We start from the raw sequence: 515 nt of genomic DNA, 5'->3' as shown, positions 1-515 counted from the left end.
TTCGCGGCCCCGCTCTCGATGATGCCCTCCACATGGCCCGTGCCGAACTTCTGCGGCTCCTTGGAGAACTTCTTGCTCATCGCGTAGGACAGCCACGACGCCATGTCCGCACCCGCGCCCGGCTGGATGCCGATCACCGTGCCGAACAGGCTGCCGCGCAGGATGCCCGTCTTGTAGCGCCGGGCGTAGCCCCACATGCCCTCGAACGGGTTGCCCATGCGCGTCGCGGCGACCAGAGGCGGCGGGTTGGTGTCGGCCATGTAGCGTAGCACCTCCGACACCGCGAACATGCCGACCATGATCGGGATCAGGCTGATGCCGCCCATCAGCTCGTAGCTGCCGAAGGTGAAGCGCGGGTGGCCGGCCGGGTTCTCCAGCCCGACGCAGGCGATCAGCAGCCCCAGCAGCAGCATGATGCAGGCCTTGAGCACATGGGCGTTGCCGATGAACACGGCACCCGAGAGCCCCAGCACCACGAGCCAGAAATACTCGAAGGAGGAGAAGTTCAGCGCCAC

At 66.4% G+C, this 515-nt stretch carries 1 protein-coding gene; it reads right to left on the bottom strand.

The features are described 5' to 3' along the window. Positions 1-515 (bottom strand): tripartite tricarboxylate transporter permease (locus JUB11_RS32500; protein ID WP_207462940.1); only part of this gene is annotated, 515 nt, incomplete at both ends.

Source organism: Azospirillum sp. SYSU D00513 (assembly GCF_017356015.1).
Classification (GTDB): domain Bacteria; phylum Pseudomonadota; class Alphaproteobacteria; order Azospirillales; family Azospirillaceae; genus Azospirillum.
This window is presented reverse-complemented; position numbering and strand designations above follow the sequence as displayed.